The organism is Vibrio alginolyticus NBRC 15630 = ATCC 17749 (assembly GCF_000354175.2).
Classification (GTDB): Bacteria; Pseudomonadota; Gammaproteobacteria; order Enterobacterales; family Vibrionaceae; genus Vibrio; species Vibrio alginolyticus.
Map to the genome: position 1 here is coordinate 869,251 of NC_022349.1, position 18,455 is coordinate 887,705.

The 18,455-nt window shown below is 44.3% G+C and carries 16 protein-coding genes; 8 read left to right on the forward strand and 8 right to left on the reverse strand.

All coding sequences use genetic code 11. From position 1 onward, the window contains the following. Window positions 1-53: 53 nt before the first annotated feature. Together N646_RS03740 and N646_RS03745 are read right to left on the reverse strand one after the other, a co-directional pair. Entirely contained in the window at window positions 54-740 is a 687-nt protein-coding gene (locus N646_RS03740; protein WP_017821355.1) for a response regulator, read from the reverse strand. Beyond that, window positions 737-2,356 carry an ATP-binding protein gene (locus N646_RS03745; protein WP_017821356.1) on the reverse strand — a complete coding sequence of 540 codons (1,620 nt, stop codon included), beginning with the start codon at window positions 2,354-2,356 and terminating at the stop codon, window positions 737-739. The genes N646_RS03740 and N646_RS03745 overlap by 4 nt, the downstream gene beginning before the upstream one ends. 476 nt (window positions 2,357-2,832) lie before the next feature. On the opposite strand from N646_RS03745, the gene N646_RS03750 reads away from it, so the two are divergent. The 5 genes from N646_RS03750 (at window position 2,833) to N646_RS03770 (ending at window position 7,927) form a co-directional block, all read left to right on the forward strand. After that, window positions 2,833-3,060, forward strand: coding sequence for a hypothetical protein (locus N646_RS03750; RefSeq protein WP_005377125.1), 228 nt, complete (start codon window positions 2,833-2,835; stop codon window positions 3,058-3,060). 130 nt (window positions 3,061-3,190) lie between these two features. Beyond that, the gene (locus N646_RS03755; protein WP_017821357.1) at window positions 3,191-4,606 is read left to right on the forward strand and encodes a TolC family protein; all 1,416 of its coding nucleotides are present in this window, start codon (window positions 3,191-3,193) and stop codon (window positions 4,604-4,606) included. Window positions 4,607-4,609: 3 nt separating this feature from the next. Next, the gene (locus N646_RS03760; protein WP_005377122.1) at window positions 4,610-5,590 is read left to right on the forward strand and encodes an HlyD family secretion protein; all 981 of its coding nucleotides are present in this window, start codon (window positions 4,610-4,612) and stop codon (window positions 5,588-5,590) included. A gap of 22 nt (window positions 5,591-5,612) precedes the next feature. Further along, window positions 5,613-6,779, forward strand: coding sequence for an ABC transporter permease (locus tag N646_RS03765; protein ID WP_017821358.1), 1,167 nt, complete (start codon window positions 5,613-5,615; stop codon window positions 6,777-6,779). Continuing rightward, window positions 6,776-7,927 carry an ABC transporter permease gene (locus N646_RS03770; RefSeq protein WP_017821359.1) on the forward strand — a complete coding sequence of 384 codons (1,152 nt, stop codon included), beginning with the start codon at window positions 6,776-6,778 and terminating at the stop codon, window positions 7,925-7,927. Before N646_RS03765 ends, N646_RS03770 begins: the two co-directional genes overlap by 4 nt. A 287-nt stretch (window positions 7,928-8,214) precedes the next feature. Here N646_RS03770 and N646_RS03775 read toward each other — a convergent pair whose 3' ends face one another. The 6 genes from N646_RS03775 to aspT all read right to left on the reverse strand — a co-directional run bounded on the left by N646_RS03775 (window position 8,215) and on the right by aspT (window position 15,481). Then, window positions 8,215-9,123 (reverse strand): LysR family transcriptional regulator, encoded by a 909-nt coding sequence (locus tag N646_RS03775; RefSeq protein WP_017821360.1) that lies wholly within the window; start codon window positions 9,121-9,123, stop codon window positions 8,215-8,217. 142 nt (window positions 9,124-9,265) lie between these two features. Then, the gene (locus N646_RS03780; RefSeq protein ID WP_017821361.1) at window positions 9,266-9,694 is read right to left on the reverse strand and encodes a hypothetical protein; all 429 of its coding nucleotides are present in this window, start codon (window positions 9,692-9,694) and stop codon (window positions 9,266-9,268) included. 17 nt (window positions 9,695-9,711) lie between these two features. Next, complete coding sequence (locus tag N646_RS03785) at window positions 9,712-10,881, reverse strand: patatin-like phospholipase family protein (protein ID WP_017821362.1); 1,170 nt, start codon at window positions 10,879-10,881, stop codon at window positions 9,712-9,714. Window positions 10,882-11,091: 210 nt separating this feature from the next. Continuing rightward, entirely contained in the window at window positions 11,092-11,949 is an 858-nt protein-coding gene (gene pdxY / locus N646_RS03790) for a pyridoxal kinase PdxY (RefSeq protein ID WP_017821363.1), read from the reverse strand. A gap of 125 nt (window positions 11,950-12,074) precedes the next feature. Beyond that, a complete protein-coding gene (locus N646_RS03795; RefSeq protein WP_017821364.1) occupies window positions 12,075-13,670 on the reverse strand; it encodes a bifunctional aspartate transaminase/aspartate 4-decarboxylase in 1,596 nt (531 codons plus the stop codon). A 95-nt stretch (window positions 13,671-13,765) separates the two neighbouring features. Further along, the gene (gene aspT / locus N646_RS03800; protein WP_017821365.1) at window positions 13,766-15,481 is read right to left on the reverse strand and encodes an aspartate-alanine antiporter; all 1,716 of its coding nucleotides are present in this window, start codon (window positions 15,479-15,481) and stop codon (window positions 13,766-13,768) included. A 426-nt stretch (window positions 15,482-15,907) separates the two neighbouring features. Between aspT and N646_RS03805 the strand changes: the two genes are divergently transcribed. Genes N646_RS03805 through N646_RS03815 form a run of 3 tightly spaced genes read left to right on the forward strand, consistent with a single transcriptional unit; the run spans window position 15,908 to window position 18,363 of the window. Next, window positions 15,908-16,120, forward strand: a complete 213-nt coding sequence (locus tag N646_RS03805) for a DUF1656 domain-containing protein (protein ID WP_005377106.1) — start codon at window positions 15,908-15,910, stop codon at window positions 16,118-16,120. A gap of 10 nt (window positions 16,121-16,130) precedes the next feature. Continuing rightward, window positions 16,131-16,994, forward strand: coding sequence for an HlyD family secretion protein (locus tag N646_RS03810; protein WP_017821367.1), 864 nt, complete (start codon window positions 16,131-16,133; stop codon window positions 16,992-16,994). Window positions 16,995-17,007: 13 nt separating this feature from the next. Further along, entirely contained in the window at window positions 17,008-18,363 is a 1,356-nt protein-coding gene (locus N646_RS03815) for an FUSC family protein (RefSeq protein WP_017821368.1), read from the forward strand. The last annotated feature ends 92 nt before the right edge of the window (window positions 18,364-18,455 follow it).

Consider the following 18,455-nt stretch of genomic DNA (forward strand, 5'->3'; position numbering starts at 1 on the left):
GTTTCTACAATAAGCCATCGCTTTTTATTTTGCATAGAGCATCAATATAAACGCTACCGCGTCACTTTTTTATAGCACCTTTCTGGCCTACCTACCGACCCATAGTTTAAATCAGCCTCTAGTTCTCCAGTACTGATAAGAAACTCAAGATAACGTCTAGCGGTTGTTCGGCTCACTCCGATTTTTTCACCTGCCTCATCAGCGGTCAGCGCACTGCCATTTGGGAACAACTCTCTGATCTTGTCTAGGGTTACACCATCAATCCCTTTTGGTAATCGGTTCGGCAAGTTGTCTTGATTGGCGTGAGACTGCAGCATTTTATCAACGAGGTTCTGATCCAAACTCTCTACGATGTCTAGTTGTTGGCGTTGGGACACATACTTTTTCAGTGCGGCATCTAAACGTGGAAACATCACTGGTTTTAACAGGTAATCGACAACGCCACCCCTCATCGCCTGTTGTAACGTATCGACATCCCTTGCGGCTGTAATCAAAATGACATCACACGTTTGGTTACTTGCACGCAGTGTATTTAGTATCTCAAGCCCTGTGCCATCGGGAAGATAGACATCCATCAATAGTAAATCTGGCTTAAGAATGTCGAGTTGCATTTCCGCTTCCATTCTCGTGGTCGCAATTCCGACCACTTCCAAACCTGTCAGTTGGCTTAAGTATTTGTGGTGCAGCTCAGCAATAGCCAGATCATCTTCAATGATCATTACGCGAGTCGCCATACTCATAATTGTTCTTCCTTGGGTAAGTACACCGTTATTCTTGTCCCATAATTTTTATTGGGTATCATCTCAACATGGCCGTGATATCGAGTAGCAAGCTGATTGACAAGGTGCAACCCAACACCTCGATTTTGACGAGATTTCGTTGAAACGCCTTTTGTAAATAATGTTTGTGGATCCATTGTTTTTGGGAGGCCACAACCATGATCTATCACCTCAAGTATCACTTCATTTCCGTAATCGCTAACGGACACATCAATGTTTCTGCGTTCTGACGCAACATTTGATTCATCGCGAATGGAAGTTAACGTGGCATCGAAAGCGTTATCAATCAAATTACCCAAAATTGTGACAAGGTCTTCCGAATTTAGCCACTCAGGTAGGGGCTCCAGACGACTGCCTTCCTCAACCACCAGTTGTAAGCCTAACTCGCGAGCACGTTCAGTTTTTCCAAGCAACATACCTGCAATTAGCGGGTCCTTAACGGTATCTCTTAAAAACTCAATCATTGCTTGATAGTGTGCGGTTTCTTGTCCAATTAACCTTTGCACCGCATCAAGCTCACCCATTTGTACTAGCCCACTAATGGTGTTGAGCTTATTGCGATGCTCATGGGTTTGCGAACGTAACAAATCTGCATATTCCTTGGTTTGTGATAGCTGCTCGGTTAGATCATTGATTTCATCCCTTAAACGGAAACTCGATACCGCCCCCACGATTTTTCCATCAACATAAATTGGAGAGCGATTTGCAATCAGGCGCTTATGATTAAGGAATATTTCAATATCATGATCTTCCTGCCCGCTTTCTAACACTGTATATAGATCGCTATCACGCAGCGTATCAGTCAAAGGTTTATTGAGCGCTGATTCTCTATCAATACCGAGAATCTGGCAGGCACTACGATTTATCGAGCGAAGTATCCCTTGGGCATCAATGCTTAACACGCCCTCTTTGATAGTGCTCATCGTCACTTCTAATTCGCCGTACAACCGCCCTATCTCTTCAGGCTCAAAGCCTAAAATGGCGCGCTGAAACTTTCTCGACGCATAATTGGATACAACGGCATTAGCGACGACAACTACGATGACCATTAAAATCAAAAAGGCCAAAAATGGTTCGATGCGGTCTTGCAGTCGGTCGAGCAAATAGCCAACTGAAACCACACCAATAATGTTCCCTTGCTCGTCAAAAATCGCAGCTTTACCACGAACTGAATAACCTAACGAGCCCTGTGCCGTCGAAACATAAGACAACCCCTGTTCTAGCGCTCGACGATTGTCGCCACCTCTCATTGGCTTGCCCAACCGCTCATCAACAGGGTGGATTAAGCGTACTCCCTTATGGTCGCCAATAACGATGAATGCAGCACCTATGGCTTCGGTTAATTCTCTAAAGCGAAGTTGGTATGGCTGGGGGTTTTGGGTTTCGATCATTTCACGAACAACCGCTGAGTCCGCTAAAAAACGGGCAACACCCAGTGCTTTTTCTCCCATTTCTTGCTCTTGATTGATTTTGAGATAAGTGAACCCTGCGGCGACAAGCAATAACAGCTCTATCAACCCCGATAGCGTCATGATAATGAGCATCCGCTTACGAAAGCTGATGGTTTTCCAACTCATTGATACATCCTTGTGATTCACTCTTGAGTGTAACGTTAACACTCAGTTAACAGCATGACGTTGTCGCGGTGATAAATCTGTGAGGAAGACAAGCAAACCGCAGAGTTTACGGTTAATTAATCGACGAGCTGAAACATAAAATTACAACCATTCACCAAATTTAGCATTCCTCTCTGATACTCAATTCCATACATAAATTGCCCTTAAAATCATGATCGTGATCACATCGATTTTAGCGGTTTTTGAGGCGTTTTTAGACTTTACAACGTATAATTTTTAATCAACGAAACCAATGAGAGTTTCGGTTTGAAAGCAGTGAAGCTGGAAGTCTATTAAAAGCTCAACATTGATGTCAGTGGTTTGGACACAAATAAAACAAAATACAAATACTGACTATATGACAAACACTTAGACACCATCTGAAAACTGGAAAACTATAAACAGAGGTGCATTTATAGTTAGAAGGAACACCAAACATGGAACGCGATACCTTTGGAATATGCCTGAATAAGGCGATGCTGTCAGAGAATATGTATTCAACATTTACACACGTCAGGGCTTATGAAAAAAACGGAGGCGGTACTTCTGATCTCAAAGTCCTGTTATCATTCCCTCAAATGAGCGGAAAAGATCTATTGAATACGATGCGAGGTTCTCGTCAGCTCGAGTGGAGAGCGGAGTTTCACTGTCCATATACGAAATAAATTTGTAACATCTCCCGCGCCCAGCACAAATATAACTGGGCGCATACTACTGCCCAATTTTCCCTCCTACTTAACACGCAGTTACGAATCCTTTATATTAGAGCTAATACTCTACGACAAAGCAGCCATTATGAAAAAAACAGGAAAGTTTTGGATATTGGGCTTACTTAGCAGCTCGATTTCCCTTACCTGTCATGCGGCACCGATCACTTTTGATACCGCATGGCAGCTATTGCTAGAAAACAACTATTCTCTTAAAGCTCAACGCTCAAACGTCGAGAACTACCAATACCAAGAGAGTGCCACCAGCAATCTCAACTTACCTCAGGTGACTATTGGCGCGAATTACACGCGTTTAGATACCGATATCACGCTGTCGGGAAAACAGATCCTAGACAGCACAGGAGCACACATTAACGTACCTCCTGCTTTTCAGCCTATTTTTGGTGCCTTAGCTAATACCACTTCGACCATAACCGAGCGCGATATTTTCTCTTCGTCTATTCGTGCCATTTGGCCAATTTTTACTGGTGGTCGAATTTCTGCGGCTCAATCAGCAGCAGAAGGCAAAACGGATGAGGCGAAAAGTCAGCTTCTAATGGAACAACAAGCGCGTTTTGAAGATTTATCGAAGTACTACTTTTCTGTCGTACTGGCAAAGGAAGTACTCGCAACGCGGCAAGCGGTTGAAGCAGGGCTAAAAAAGCATCGAGATTTTGCCATTAAGCTTGAAGAGCAAGGACAAATCGCGCACGTTGAGCGCCTGCAAGCCGAGGCTTCTTTAGATAAAGCATCCGTAGAAACACGTAAAGCTGCCAGCGATTTGAGTATCGCTCAGGCTGCATTAGGTAAATTACTCGCACAAGATGACGCCGTAGAGCCCGCTGAATCTTTGTTTATCAACGACAGTCTTCCCCCTCTTAGCGCTTTTGTCGATCAAACGTTGCTTACCTATCCGGGGTTAGAACTTCTGAGCGCTAAACACAAACAAGCCTCTAGCTTAATCAAAGCAGAAAAAGGGAAATACTACCCTGAAGTTTATCTTTACGGCGACTACAGCTTGTATGAAGACGATTCTCTCGCAAGCCAAATGAAGCCTGACTGGTTAGTTGGTGTTGGTGTCAGCATTCCACTGATTGAATCATCAGGGCGAAGCGAAAAAGTCAAAGCCGCTCAAAGCGTCGTCTCGCAGGTCGACTCATTAAAGTCCCAAGCCAAACAAGACTTATCGCTGTTAGTCCAAAAGACATACTTGGAGGCTCAGCAAGCCATTGATGAAGTACAAGGGCTCGCATCTAGCATTGAACTCGCTAACGAAAACCTGCGCTTGCGTGAAAAAGCATTTACTCAGGGTCTGTCGTCTTCTCTGGATGTTGTGGATGCACAACTTTATGTCGCGAGTATAGAAACTCAGCGTTCAGCGGCGCGTTTCCGCTATTTAATATCTTTAACCAAGCTACTCGCATTGAGCAGTGAAATGAACAGCTTCGAACAATATCAAAATACCGCTTATATCCCTGCTTCAACATCCAAAGAGGTGAAATAAATCATGGCAGCTAAATCACTAAAACCCGTTTTACTCTCACTTTGTGCTTTGGGTGTTGCCTCTTGGGTTGGGTATCAATTTTACCAAGCCTATCAACCGGAACCGATCCGCTTACAGGGATTAATTGAAGCCCAGCAATACAGCATTTCCTCAAAAGTCCCAGGGCGTATTGATGAGGTAATGGTACGTAAAGGCGACGATGTAGAGAAAGGTCAGCTTATTTTTACCCTTCATAGTCCTGAAATTGAAGCGAAGTTAGAACAAGCAAAAGCAGGTGAAAAAGCGGCGGACGCCTTAGCTCAAGAAGCTGAGAAAGGCGCACGTGAGCAACAAATCCAAGCAGCAAAAGATCAGTGGATGAAAGCCAAAGCCGCTGCGAATTTAATGGAAAAAACCTACAATCGTGTAAATAACCTTTATAACGATGGCGTGGTTGCAGAACAAAAACGCGATGAAGCTTTAACTCAATGGCAAGCAGCGAAATACACAGAAAGTGCCGCGTTTCAAATGTACGAAATGGCAAAAGAAGGCGCTAGAAGTGAAACCAAAGTGGCTGCGGCGGAAAAAGCGCGCATGGCATCAGGTGCCGTAGCCGAAGTAGAAGCGTACGCGAAAGATACTCAGATCTACAGCTGGTTCGACGGCGAAGTCTCTCAAGTTCTACTTCAAAGTGGTGAATTAGCACCTCAGGGCTTCCCGGTTGTTACTGTGATAGATACAGAAGATGCCTGGGCGACACTTAATGTGCGTGAAGATTACCTTCAACACTTTAAAAAAGGAGCAACCTTTGATGCCTATTTGCCTGCCTTAAACAAAAATGTTGAGTTCAAAGTAACGCATGTTGCCGTTATGGGTGACTTTGCAACGTGGAGAGCAACCGATGCTTCTCAAGGTTTTGATCTTCGTACCTTTGAAGTAGAAGCTCGTCCAGCTCAACCCGAACCTGAACTGCGTATGGGAATGAGTGTTGTCGTTGAACTTTAATCACAACCACTAGGTTAATGCTATGACGATTAAGATTTCACAGCGGCATATCTTACGACGAGACAAGTGGTTGCTTTCGTGCCTTACTTGGATACCGATTTTGCTCGCGATGATGATTTGGGGAGTGTTCTCTGCGGGCATTGCCCGGGATCTGCCAATCGGTGTGGTTGATCTACAACATTCCCAACTTTCTCGAAAGCTCATTCAATCTTTGGATGCGTCGTCGAGTCTGGCTGTTAACTATCACTACACCAGTGCAAGCGAAGCAAAAAATGCGATGATTGAAGGCGATATCTACGCTTACGCGGTCATCCCATCTAAGTTCGACCAAGACATTCTCCAGCACCGCCAACCTCAACTTTCTGTCTTTTACAACAGTCAGTACATTTTGGTAGCGAAACTGATCAACTCTGCTGTTGCGCAAGCACAAGGCTATTTCGACGCTCAGGTTGAAGTAATGGGCAACTTGGCTAAGGGTAACACCACAACGTTAGCAGCGGCTGGACAGGCTGTACCCGTGTCAACACAAATAACCGCATTATTTAACCGTAACAATAACTACGCACAATTTTTGGTAACGGCTATCGTGCCAGCCATTTGGCAAATATGTATTGTAGTAAGCACTATTTTGATTCTTGCCGCGCACTTTCGCATTTATGGTGGAAAGAATGGCTTTGCATTTTTGGGCGAAAAGCCATACGCCAGGCTCACTACCTTATTAAGTCGGTACATTCCGGTCTTTATGGCGCAAGGTGCGTTGTTCTTGTACTGGTTTTATTCCGTGCTTGATTGGCCAATGGAAGGCAGTTTTGTGGTTATGCTATTAGCACAATTGGCGACGGTTATCGCCTGTATCATTATGGGAGCGTTGTTCTTCTTCTTGTCGATGGATCCTGCACGTGCGATGAGTTTTGCTGGCGCATTTACGGCTCCAAGCTTCGCGTTCATGGGAATTACATTCCCAGTTTCTGACATGAACACGCTCGCTTATGCATGGCGTTCATTATTGCCGATTACCCATTACATTGAAGTACAAGTGAGTCAAGCAAGCTATGGAGCATCGGCCGCGCAATCTTTAAGCTCGCTATGGCCTATGATTGGTTACGTTATGCCTCTGCTCATTACCGCAGCCTTGATGGGTAAACATCGAACAGCTTCATCAACACGCCAAGCGAAGGAGGCGGTATGACATTGTGGCAACTGATTAAAGCGGAATTTAAGGCCGTTCTAACCAATCCAGTCGTTACGTTGACCGTGTTTGGTGGTGTCGTATTTTACTCGTTTTTATACCCTTTGCCTTATGCACAACAAACGCCTCGTGAACAAACAATCGCGATTGTTAATCTAGATGGTAGTCAGACGAGTTTAAAGCTGGAACGTATGGTTGATGCCACCCCACAAGTCAACGTAGTCACTCGACTTCATACGATTGCCGATGCAAAGCAAGCATTTTTACAACGAGAGATCACCGGTTTTTTAGTCATACCAGAACACTTTTACAAAGACCTAATGCTAGGTAAAAGCCCGACTCTGGCCTACGCTGCGGACGCCTCGTATTTTCTCGTGTACGGAACCGTGGTAGAAGGATTGGCCCAAGCGGGAGGCACATTAGGGGCCCAAGTGAAAGTCAGTAAAATGGTGATAGATGGTGTGCCCATGAGTATGGCTAGCCATAATTACTCTGCTATTAAGCTTAATATGAAACCGACGTTCAACCCAACCATGGGTTACATCGAATACGTAGTGCCGGCAGTATTTGTTCTGATTTTACAACAAACGTTGATCATGGCGGTTGGATTGCAAACGGGAACACAGCGTCATGGTCGTGGCTATTGGTCACAAGTATCAACGGGATCGCTGCTGCTTGCGAGAACGTTAGTATTTGTGGCAATTTATTATTTACTCGGCGCCTATTATTTTGGTTTTAGCTTCGAACGCTTAAACGTAAACCATATCGCCAATGCGGGCGAATTGCTGGCTATGTTGTTCCCGTTCTTTTTAGGTTGTTGCGGACTAGGCTTCTGGCTAGGTTACTTATTACCTCGGCGTGAACTTGTCACCTTAGTCGTCTTAGTGAGCTCTATGCCGCTCATTTTCTTGGCTGGTTTTATTTGGCCGATTGAAGCCATACCTACTCCCTTACTATGGATTGCTGATTTAAGCCCAAGCACTTGGGCGATCAAAGCTTTCTTAGCGCTAAACCAAATGGGGGCAACCTGGCAACAAGTCGCTCTACATTGGACGGCACTTTGGTCACTCACTGTGCTTTGGGGTAGCGTTGCGTACTGGATTGCTAAGCGAAGTAACAAGCCAGTTGTAACAGAGAGCTTGGGGTGACAGCTGACATTTTCTATTACTATAAAAAAAGCCGGGTAACTAAACCCGGCTGAAAATCTGCGTCCTTGCAGCGGACATATGGTAAAAACACTTTTTGCTCTGGGCTTACCCATTGAGCGAGATTAGATTAAGCCCAAAAGTATGGATTCCATACTCTCATATAGAGGGTCATATCCTTCCAATAGACATTAGTCTTCGCTAGAAAGATAACGTTTTTCAGACACAAAAAAAACAAGACTCACATTGAGTCTTGTTGTTGATAGGGATGAGCAAGATACATGTCGCCGCTAAGTCATATCGCGGATTATTTTCTCTCGGTATTCTGTAACGACCTTCATGATTGAATTTTTTACATCACCGACTTGCTTAGAGGGTTGGCACCATAGGCCAAAACCAAACTTAAAACCTTCCAATAATTCAGAAGCTTCCACTGGCTCTATATGATTATTAGAAAACTCCGAATGGGCAAACGTTCTGGGGAGAATCGCCCATCCTAAACCTGCTTCAACCATTTTCACTACAAGGGCCAATTGGTCGACCTCTTCATGGTTCGAACTTACGATGACTTTTTCGCCCATTCCCTCTTCAATAAGAGAACGCAGTACAAATTGTTTACTATTCCTCAAGGCTGTCAATACTCGATCTGGTGCCACAGAAGCGAGTTCACCACCTTTCTGGACGAAAGGAACAAATTCAAAATGACCTAAAAACGTCGCATCCAGACTATGTATAGCTCGACTATCATGCACATTGACAATACCGAATTGATACTCACCATTCTGTAAACCCTCTTTAATTTCGTTGCGATTACGAACAAGAAAGTTAACTCGCATCATCGGAAAATCTGCTGCTAATTGAATACGAAGCAATACAAGAAAACGGTGTGGTATAGCGCTTGAATAGGCGATACTAACATTCTCTAACCCACCGTAAGCTAGACTTAATGCGACTTTATCGAAAGTACGTGCTTGTTCGATGGTTTGCTTAGCATAGTGGTAAAGAAGATGACCATCTTCTGTCGGTTCTACCGAGCGCCCCACTCGCTCAAACAGGTTGACCGCCAGTTGATCTTCAAGATTGGTAATCACCTGCCCTATTGTGGTTCGGTGCTTATTGAGTTTGACCGCCGCCTTACTAAACGAAAGCTGTTCATAAACGGTTACGAACGCGAGAAGTTGTTCAAAACTAAAATTCATAGGTTGTGCTTACTTTTTAGAGTTATCTAATTAAATTACCACAAGATCGTAGAATTGCTACTTGGTAACGGAAACAATCTGCGTTTGAATTCCTTCTCGACGACACAAAAAAACCTACTAGCTTCAGTAGGTTTTCTCTCACTTAGTTGTACTCAACGACACGAGCTAAATAGTTGAATTCTCCTGAGTCACCATAGTAATCACGGTAGACATCGACACTGAAATATTTAGGTTGATCAGCGTAAATGTGGTCAACGACTTTTTGCTCAAGTGACTCCAACGTTTCACCGACCTGAGAGTACACGAACTGCTTGTTCACTTTTTCCAATTTACGTTGTTTCGCTTCTCTGTGTGACACATAGTTGTTGATCTCTTCCCACTTTCCCACGAACTCGACCGCCACGTAACTCGAGTTCTCGTCAATCATAATAAAGGCTGCACCTTCTTCTTTGATTGCAGACAGTTGCTGCATATCACTATCCACTTTTTGCTGGTCAAGATGGGCTCCACTTTGGGCGAATGCAGTCGCGGAAGCGGTAAGCATCATGAGTGTAAGAACGGCTTTTTTCATTGTATCGTTTTCCTGTATTAAGGGAGTTCAGTTACCCAAAGTTGCCCTTGGGTGGCTTTTTTGAATCCATATTCGTAAATCGTCAGCAAGTAGCGGTGATCGAACATATCTTTCGTTACTTTGGCGTACCTGAAATCTTGATCAATGTAGGTAAACTGCATCTCTATATCGTTGATTTTACTGATGTATTTCATTCGATAGAGATCACCACGAGTTTGCGCTAGCGTAAGGCTTGAGACACTTTTCGATACCAAGTCCAAACCTTTGTCTTTTAGTGGACGATACGGCGCTTTTAACGCACCATTGCGAATCACATCCAACTGAGGCGCTTTTTCTAACCCCAAAGCATCTGAGATTTGTTGATAGTTGAAGTTAGACGGATTAAAGAACACCTGCGCTGCGAGACCGCCATCTACGTGTAACTCCTCAAGTATTTCTCCATCATGTTCAACATCGATAAATTGTGGAGGGAAAACACCAGGGATCGATGCGCTCGCAGCAAGCACCTTGTAAATCAGTTCAGATTTGTCCGCCAAATCACTGTTCGCAATCGCACCAATATTCCAAATCACCAGTTCGCCTGAATCAAAATGGGTACTGCCAATAAAGAGGCGTTTACCATTGCGGTGTTGCTGCGCCATCGCCTCGATCATGGGCTCAGGGTAAGCGTCTGCGATGAAATCATAGAGATTCTCACCATCGGTAAACGCGTCCTTAAACAGGGTATTTAAGAAGTTCTTCTTACCCAAAATATTCTTATCATTGATGTTGAGCATGACTTCTTTCATCTTTGGCATCGCATCACCGCCAATGAAAACAAAAGGAGCGATTAGGGCACCCGCACTGACTCCAGTAATGATGGCATAATCTTTTAGCTCCCCCTTTTCCTGCAGCCCCATCAAAACGCCGGCACCGTATGCGCCGTTTACGCCACCACCCGATAAGGCCAAAATATTGAGCTGTTCACCCTCTACTTTGATCGGTGTGGTTTGATTGTGCGACGAGTAGAGAAAATCCGGAGCTTCATTGGCCCACATTCGAAGTGGCTCATTTGGTGTCGAACTCGCGATCTCGACATCTTTATAGTTGCTTTGAGAAACACGAACATCCAGCGTATGGGGTGAACTACAAGCTACTATCAGCAGCGAAAGTACAACCGTCACACCAGAGGAAATTAAACGATTCATAATCAGTCTCATTTAATGTTCTCTGGCGTATGACCAGAGACTCAGTTTGAAGTTAATTGGGTCAAAATGAAGTCCGTTTCGTTGTTTGGAGTTACTATAGCTAGGCACGGCTAAACCCCATAATCGCGATTGTAGGATGCTATCCATCAAAGCAATTATGCCAAGTTTCTATATGCTAACTTTACGCTTCTCCGTTAATTAGGTACTGCGCTAAGCAATTTTCACGACGTTGAACTCATACGTCGGTTCGACAAATTCGTATTGGGCATTGATCGTCTGTAGCTCCCATGTGCCATAGCCTTTTGTGATCTCCAATACACCGTAAACGGCGTTATGTGTATGACGAAAGGCTGCGACAGGAGACATCTTCTTCACCAAACAAGAGGTAAAAATCGCAGAAATTAAATCACCGACTCCGACTGGCTGCATAGCAAATTCAACACTAGGTCGTTGGGCCAAATAGCTTGCTTTCGGCGTCGCTAAAATCATACTGAAGGCGTCATCTGTTAGTGCATGCAGGTGTTTCACCAATACCATTTTCGGTCCTAACTCTAAGGCTTTTTTACATGCAGTGACCGCATCATAAAGAGAGTTAATTTTCACACCTGTTAACTCGCTCAGTTCAAACTGGTTAGGAACAATCACATCAGCGATGGGCAACAAGCTATGGCTTATCGCTTCTTTGACACCGTCTGCCACAATGCAACCTTTGTCTGGATCACCCATAACTGGGTCACACACATACAGTGCACTATGGTTACGCGATTTGACTAAACTTACCGCTTCGGCCACCGCTCGACATTGCTCTGCGCTGCCTTGATAACCGGACAGTATCGCGCCACATTCGCCTAACTTCTCAATGTTATCTAAGCCTCTCATTAGAGAATGAATTTCATCTGCCCCAAACTTCTGTCCAGTCCAACCTTGCTGGTACTGAGTGTGATTTGAAAACTGAACCGTGTGAATTGGCCAGACTTCGAGGCCCATTCTCTGCATCGGGAAGACGGCAGAACTGTTTCCTGCGTGGCCATAAACCACATGAGATTGAATAGAAATAATGCTTTTCATAAGTCACTCTTAATTGAGAAGTTTGTTAGCTTGGCGACTAAATAAACACAATATCGCGCACTGTGCTTATTTGGTCGGAATAGCCTCGACAACGCCGAGGCTTATTCTTAATCAGGCTGGATTAATTAGCCTTGGAACTCAGCGAAGTACTCATCCAACACTTTGCGCGTTGCACGACCGATAAGCTCGTATTCGTGATGAGTAAGGTTTGCTAACGAAACTCGAACTGATGCGTGTACTACATCGAAGCCTTGGCCTGGAAGTAGGATAACGCCGGTTTCATGTGCAAGACGGAACAGGAAGTCTTTGCCCTTCTCGCTCGCTTTGAACCATTCAACGAAGGCTGGTCCGTACAATTTGCCGCCCAAAGTGTCGAGCTCAAGCAGTGTGTAGTAGTCCACACGATCTTTGTTTTCTTCAATTTCTACACCCATGTTTTTGTACAGAGTTTTGTAACGCTCGCGAATGATGCGTTTACATGCTTCTTTGTAGTTTTTCTCTGAGTCCATCAGACAATTCAATGAGAACAACGCCATTTGAACTTGTTGAGGAAGAGACAAACCTGCTGTGTGGTTAAGCGCTACGCTGCGGCTGTCTGCTACGATACGGTCAATAAACTTAATCTCACGAGGTTCCGGAGTCAGTGTTTTGTAACGATCGTCCAACTCAAGTTGACGCGCTTCAGGAAGGCTGCGCATTGCATCGTCAAACACGTTGTTGTGTTGAATCGCAATCGAGCCTAAACGCCAGCCTGTTGCACCGAAGTACTTCGAGAACGAGTAAACACAAAGCGTGTTGTATGGCAGTTTCGCGAACAGTGAGACAAAGTCGTCCGCGAATGTGCCGTATACATCGTCAGTCACAATGAACAGGTCGCTGCGTTCGTTGTTCACAAAATTTGATAGGTTATCCAGAGTCTCATCCGAGAACTTCACAGACGCTGGGTTTGCTGGGTTCACGACACAAAGCAGTTTGATGTCTGTATCTGCAAGCTTTTCGATTTCAGACATCGGCAGCTGCCATGTTGTCTCATCCAAACGTAGTTCAACGATTTCCAGTTCGTATTCACTCAGTTCTGGAATTTCTAGGTACGGCGTAAAGATTGGAGTGATTAGCGCGATCTTGTCACCTTTCTTCAACAGACCGTTGTTGAACATAGTTTGGAACGTGTACGTCATAGACGCTGTGCCGCCTTCCGTTGCAAACAGATCGAAGTCTGTTGTCATTGGCATCGGGCCGTACATCTCTTCTGCGATGTACTGCTTCACAACCCTTTCGATGTTCGTCAACATACGTGGTGGCACTGGGTAGTTACATGCAAGGTATGCGTTAACCAGCTCATTCAAAAATGCCTGTTTCTCTAGACCCAAACGGTCTTTTGCGTAGCTCAGCGACTTTTCCAAGAACTGTACGCCTTGGTCTTGTTTATTCTTGCTTGCAAACGTATCGAAGCGCTCAACAATGCCCACACCATCTGGAATGCCACCGAAACCACCATCTAGGTATGAATAAGTGCGCTCGGCTTCCAATATTGCGAACTCACCCAAACGAATGAACGCTTTACGTGGTAGTGTCGCAAGAAAATTAGGATTACCACGACCTGCATCTAATAACGCGCGGTCAGGAACAGTTTGTGCCACTTCAATTAGTTTATCTTTTAATTCAAATGGGCTTAAATCTGCAAATTTTGAAAAATCAATTGTTGTATTTGGCGTAGTCATAATATTTACCTGAATTTATTATTTAGTGAAATTTGGATAATACTTCCCCTACCGCCTATTTAATTAGGCGATAAGAGTGTTCGAATTTATTTAAATTACATGCCTGCGTTTAAAGTAATAATGCCGACAATAATAGGACCCCATAGGGTGAGCAGTACATTGGCGACAGCATAAGTCACGGTGAATGAGAATACTGGCGTTGCGTTACCTGTTTTTTCCATTAAAGCCGCGAATGCTGGGTTCGCACTTCGTCCACCTGTCACACAGCCAAGTGCTTCAACTGGGTTCTTAATCTTCAATACAAAGTATGAGAAAAAGAACGAAATAAACTGAGGAATAATGGTCACAGCCATACCAAGGAACAACAGAGACATACCGTGTTCTTTGATGGTGTCGACCGCTTGAGGCCCAGCCTCAAGGCCAACAATGCCCACAAATGCTGCCAAACCGAAATCTCGAATAAAGTTCGCGGCACCCACAGGAAACTGAGCAACATGCGGATTGCGGCTACGCAACCAACCGACAATCAAACCTGAGATCAAACAACCTGCACCAGAACCGATAGTGACGGGAATACCAGCAATCTTAAAACTGATTAGACCAATTAATAGACCCACCACCATGCCCATACCAAGCACGACTAAGTCAGTCACGTTTGCTGAGCCCATTCGCTGACCAATGTTTTTCTCAACGCGATTGATATCTTTTGCGGTACCTGTAAGCTGGATGACGTCGTTTTTCTTCACCACAAGATCCGGCGTCATTTCGATAGAGCTGCCTTCACGAATGTAATCCGTCACATAAATACCGCGCATAAAGCCTTGGTTCGAAGCCTCTTTAATCTCTTGCAGCGACTTACCAATCAGTTTGCGGTTGTCTGCGATCAGTTGACGGTTTTCTTCAATAACTTCATAGCCTTCTGGAAGTGCAATCTCGTTGTCAGCCAAACCATCTTGCAGCTGATGTACTGCATTACGGCGACCTGTTACAACAATGACATCCCCTTCTTTCAGTGCTGTGAATTTGTCCACTTCTAGCACTTTGCCATCACGTTGAATCAATTCAATACAAGCAGCTAGAGCGTGTTGGTTTAACTGAGCTAGGGTTTTGCCTGCTAGCCCGCCATCTTTGCTCACTTTAAATGCTCGTGTAACCAGCGCGGTTACTGCGTTGAATTCACCCGGCGCAAGATCGCGCTTACCATTTGAGTTTTTCTCTTCTAGCGCAATCGCTTCTGCTCGGATATCCCACTTCATCAGTGTTGGGAATACCCATGTCACCATAAGAATTGGACCAAGCGAACCAAAGATGTACGTAACTGCATAGCCGACTGCGACGTTGGTCTGCATTAGGTGTTTCGCTTCTTCTGTCACACCACCAAGACGTGCGATCGCATCACCCGCTGTACCGATGATTGCCGATTGAGTCAAACCACCAGCTGCAAGACCAGCTGCCGTACCTCTGTCTAGATCAAACATCCAAGCTGCCGCTAACACACAAAGCAGACCTGAAACCGTCATAACCACGGCAGAAAGTAGAATGTTGATGGTTCTAAAGTTCAATGCTTTGAAGAACTGCGCACCACCTTGATACCCTACTGCGTAAATAAAGAGCGCAAAGAAAATGCTTTTTACGCCGGGATCAATATGAACACCAAATTGCCCAATAATTACACCCATTAATAATGTTCCGGCAACACCGCCAAGAACAAATCGACCAATGGTAATTTTACCAACCATATAACCGAGAGAGAGCGTAATAAAGAGAGCAACAAATGGTGCCATGTCAAAAAGGTTAGAAATAATTTCCATGACAATTTTACTCTTACTAATAAATATAAAACTCAAATAATCTAACTAATAATCTTTCACTCATATTTGTTGGATTATTTAATTTAAAAAGCATCTCGTTTGCTTCGAAGCGAATATTAGGAACAAAAACTCACAACTCGTAATCCCATTTGAAGGATGAAACCATCACTTCGCATATTCAAAAGCAAAAATCGATCAATAATTGTCGAAAATTTAATAACTTAGCGTTCTGCAATGAACACCAGATAAATCGCAAAATAATTTTATTTTTGTTTTCGCGCTTCAAAAAGCGGTTTGGTTGCATCATTCCCTCTATATAGCGCATAACACCTTTCGTTTGATGGATTAGATCCTCCAAAAGCGATTATCACGGATGCCATCATTTGCCTTATCTTTCCATTCATCAAGTTAATAGAGAAAAACACCATGAACTCAATGCCACATGAACTTGTGTGGGGCGAAGTTTACTTCCCACCCTTGTTGCTGGTTATTGCATTGGCTTACATGCTCACCATTTTGGTCGGAACCGTTGCTACAAAACTGGGACTCCACAAATACGTTGCATTTCCTGCACTCGCAGAGCTAAGCCTAATTGTGATTTTTACTGGCGTTATTGGTCGATTCATTACGATATTTTGAGGCAAATTCCGTGATAAAACGTTATCTCATCACACTGCTACTACTGTGTTCCGCTGGCACCGTGATTTTCAGCTACTACCAATCATACTCTGACACCCCTTGGACTAGAGATGGCCAAGTTAGCGCGCACATCGTTTCTATAACCCCCCGCGTAACAGGACAAATCATCCAAGTCTACGTTGAAGACGATTCGCAAGTGAAACAAGGCGATTTGCTGTTTGAGATTGACCCAAGCATCTATAAAGCGGCGTACCACAAAGCGCTAGCAGCTCAAAAGCAAGCCATTGCATTACTAGCAAAGGCCAAAAATGAAGAGCAGCGAGCACTTAAGTTAGAAAAGCGCACACCTGGCGCCGTACCTGTACTGACATTGAATAACCTAGACAATGCAGTGGAGACAGCCGTTGCCAACGTAGAACTCGCGAAAGCCAATGTTGAAGAAGCCAAGCTAAACCTTGATTACACAAAAGTTTATGCGCCAACGAATGGTTATATAACTAATTTGAACTTACGCGTCGGCTCTCAAGTCGTCGCTAACTCCCCAGTCGTGGCTTTGATTGATGAAGACAGCTTTTGGATCGAAGGATATTTCAAAGAAACGGATTTAGTTGGCGTTGATCCACAAGATAAAGCCTACGTGACCTTAATGATGCACAATGAAGCTGTGCTGGAAGGAAAAATCAAAAGCATTGGCTACGGCATTGCGAAGCAAGATGGTAGTACTGGTAACGATCTTTTGCCCAATGTGAACCCTAACTTTCAGTGGATACGCTTAGCTCAACGCATTCCAATTAAAGTTAAATTAGATCACTTACCGAAAGATTTTCAACTACGTGTTGGTATGACGGCCTCTATCAAAATCATCAAACAATAATGCGGTGGAATGTATGTTTAATGCCTCAACCAAAGAAGCAATCAAAGCTGCGCTGTCTATCGTTATCGCGATCTGCCTTGCCTTATGGTTTCAATGGGAGAAACCGTATTGGGCAGCGATCGCAGTCGCGGTAATGGCATTAAATGAAAGCTTCGCTCACTCAATAAACAAAGGTCATAATCGCTTATTAGGAACCCTCCTTGGCATCGGTTATGCCTTTTTCCTCATCACGACGTTTTCTCAAGATCGCTTTTTGTTTCTCACCTTCTTCACCTTGTTTTTAGGTGCGTGCATTTTTATGTCGAGCGACGAAAAGTATGGTTATGTGTTCTCTATCGGTTTTGCTGTGTGCTCCATCATCGCATGTATGGGAGGATTTGATAGTCAAGCAACGTTCCACTTCGCTGTTCTTCGCATGCAAGAGACGATTCTTGGTGTGATCACGTTTTCTGTTGTGTACCGATTAGTTTGGCCAGTCAGTACAGAACAAAACTTCATTCAACGTTTTGAGGCCAGCAGAGAGGCGATGCTTAACGCTATGAAATCGCCCAATGATATAGATACTGAAGCTCTTGAGACCAACACCGCCAACATAGAAAAGTTATTCCAACTGGTCGGCTTACCACTTACTGGCAGCTACCACTTGAAAGAGCATCGTCAGCTATGGCGCGCGCGTTTAAATGAGATGGCACAGATCCAAGACCGATTGCTAGAGCAAGCCGATAAGCCGCAACGTAATGAGATCGATTGGTCGACGTTAGCACAGCAACTTCAAAGCTTTGATATTAAAAATCCAAGTACGTCTCTCATCGGTCACGTTGCTTGTGTCATGCAAAGAGAGAAAAACACAGTTTGGCATCACGAGCATCGAACGTTTATCCAGCATTTGAATGAAGACGGCAGAAAGGTATTGCAAGGTGTATCCATGTTCGTCACTTCTTTGTTGATCTGGATTTATCTGCCCGTACCCGGAGGTTTCATTTTTCCGATGCTAGCTGGCGTGTTCTCTTCAATCGTTCCTACTATGCCACCAAGCATTATTAAAGATGCATTTTTTGGTGTGATAGGCACTGGCACGGTGATTCTATTGCAATACATTTTCCTAATGCCAATGATGACCGAGCTTTGGCAGCTTGGGCTATTCTACTTCATCAACATCATCGTAATTTGGAAGGTATTTTCCACACCAAAGCTGATGGTACACAGAATTCTAGGTATTAACTTATTGGTTGTCTTGACATCAGGAGCGCTCAATTTAACCCCAGCATATCGAATTGAAACGCCCTTGCTGATGCTGGTAAACATTATGATCATTTTGATGATTGCCAAGTTGTTTACTGATCTGTTCCGTGTTCGCGTCACGGCCTAAGCGTCACCTCCGTTCTTGAAACTAAAGCCCCGCATTGCTTTTGCTCTGCGGGGCTTTTTGCTTTGTTCACTGCCCTATTCCTGCCTCACCCA